The sequence below is a fragment of the Nitrospirota bacterium genome, assembly GCA_040755395.1.
In the GTDB taxonomy this organism is placed as follows: Bacteria; Nitrospirota; Nitrospiria; order Nitrospirales; family Nitrospiraceae; genus DATLZU01.
Genome location: JBFMAX010000043.1, coordinates 1 through 1,984 on the forward strand (window position 1 = coordinate 1; position 1,984 = coordinate 1,984).

A 1,984-nucleotide genomic window follows, 5' to 3' on the forward strand; every position below is an offset into this window, starting at 1 on the left:
GAGAAGTAACTGAAGGCTTGCAAACCGGACTTCACGGCGTAATGGGCGAGGACAAGATCACCAAATACCCCAAACCAGAAGAGCATCTGCACCGTTTCCATGTTCTGTGCTCACAGCATAGTCCAAATGTGATTACACTGTAATCACAGACAATGAGAATGTCAAGTCCTTGGAGGTTGGTTGCATCAATGGGTACTTGCGAGAAGAAACCACTTGACATCAGCAAAGAGCGTGATTACGCTGTAATCACGCGAGGGAATATGAAACTACGGAGAATTGGAAACTCACTGGGTACGACCTTCAGCAAGGAACTGCTGGAACGATCTGGCTTGAAGGAGGATGACGAGTTGGAGATTCAAGCAACACCCGGCGAGATCCGTATCCGCCGGGCGAGTTCGCAGTTGGTCGTGGAGCTCACGGAGCCGGAAGCTAAGGCCTTGGCCTCTGGCAATGTGGACACGCGGGCATGGCATTCGGCGATTGCAAAAGTCAGGAGACTGGTCGAGCCCAAAGGTACGTAGACTTGATGGTTGATCAAAGCATGAAAAGGATACTCATCACAGCCTTTGCGATTGCTTTGTCGGTGGGACAGGCAATCGCCCAGGACATTGATGTGAAGGTCGATGGAGATGGACCGATCAGTATCGCTTCGAATTCCGGCATCCACATCGAGTTTCGCAACAGCCCCACCCTTACTGCCGTCTTCACGACAGAGCTGCGGCAGGCTGGCGCTCAAATCAGAGAGACGGCTTCGTCGGAGACATATCGGCTGCTCCTTTACGGCTACTACTCGTCGCGGGACTCACTTGGCCGGGTCCGGGCTGCGGACATTGGCCGGATCAAAGAGGGGGTTGATGCGAAGGGCGATCCATCGCACTCGGCAACGGTGTCCGACGGAGTCGCGTGGGAAGCCGGAAAACTATTCGGTAGCGCTGGCGCCGGTTATGCCGCAGCCACTGTAGTGGCAACCATCCAGAATCTTCTCAATTCACCCGAGGATGGCCAGGAGGACCAACTTCTGCGAAACCGGTTTGTAGGCAAGGAGGGAGCGAATGCTGCGCAGGTGGTCGTGGTTCTCGCGCCTCCCGGCGTAGAACCACGGCCATCCGCCATCGCCAGGCCCGGGAAGGTCATGATCATCGTTGCGAAACCCAAGGCTGGTGAGGGGGCTGCACACGAAACTATCCAGGCAGCCGTGAAGGCTGCCGTCGAGGCAATAAAGAGAGCGATCAAAGAGGGGGCGTGATGGACGCGCTTTCTGTTACTACGGCCGAAGGTGTCGATGGCGCTTTCATAACCCGCTGGAGATGGCGGCAGAGCGGCGCGAAACAGCCCTTGGCCGGTGAAATTACCGTGCGGCTTGACGAGGTATATCGGCATGATCGCGCTATCATCGCAGAACTCGGAGCGATCCATTACCTACTGGAGGAGCGCCAGATCCACGGGACGAACCGCTTGGGAGCCGGGATCAAGATCGAGGTCTCGTTTGGCGCAATCCGCAAGGCGCTTCTGAAAGGCTCCCTTAAGAAGAAGGATGAAGGCGATACCGACAAGGGGCATGTCGCTGGCTGCGCAACCTTTCTTGCCACGAAATACTTCGAGGCAGAGATAGCGGTAGGACGGAAGTGGAACGACGATGAGCCGAAATCATTCGAGCGGACTGAAATCGCTATATCCGCATCATTCCCCAGACCTCAAGCCTATTGCCATCTGTTGGGCGAGGGTGTTCTGATTACGCGCCACGCCATGCGCCGGCAAATTGCACGAATCGACGCAAACAATCCGAGTAAGCCGAAGCCTATCGATGAGAGCGATCTTTCGAACGTCCCCGACAAATGGTGGGGAAGTGCCTGGCGGTGGTTCGAGAAGATATTCAGGGAGGGCTCCAGTCTTCGGCGCGCACGGCTGCTCCCCAAGTGGCACGCGAAGTACGCAAGGAAATACGGCCCAGGCTCGCAATACCTCTGGCATCCGGATTCACAAG

3 protein-coding genes are annotated in these 1,984 nt (G+C 56.1%); all 3 read left to right on the top strand.

Annotation, left to right across the window (positions count from 1 at the left end; translation table 11 throughout):
- The first annotated feature begins 260 nt into the window (after positions 1 to 260).
- The gene (locus tag AB1555_19990) at positions 261 to 521 is read left to right on the top strand and encodes a hypothetical protein (protein MEW6248959.1); all 261 of its coding nucleotides are present in this window, start codon (positions 261 to 263) and stop codon (positions 519 to 521) included.
- Between the two features lie 5 nt (positions 522 to 526).
- A complete protein-coding gene (locus AB1555_19995; protein MEW6248960.1) occupies positions 527 to 1,246 on the top strand; it encodes a hypothetical protein in 720 nt (239 codons plus the stop codon).
- Positions 1,246 to 1,984, top strand: a 739-nt coding sequence (locus AB1555_20000; protein MEW6248961.1) for a hypothetical protein, incomplete at its 3' end; no start/stop codon positions are given. The genes AB1555_19995 and AB1555_20000, both read left to right, overlap by 1 nt.

Excerpts from the sequence above, each read along its gene's own strand:
- AB1555_19990 (MEW6248959.1), top strand. The coding sequence starts at position 261 with ATGAAACTACGGAGAATTGGAAACTCACTGGGTACGACCTTCAGCAAG.
- AB1555_19995 (MEW6248960.1), top strand. The coding sequence starts at position 527 with ATGGTTGATCAAAGCATGAAAAGGATACTCATCACAGCCTTTGCGATT.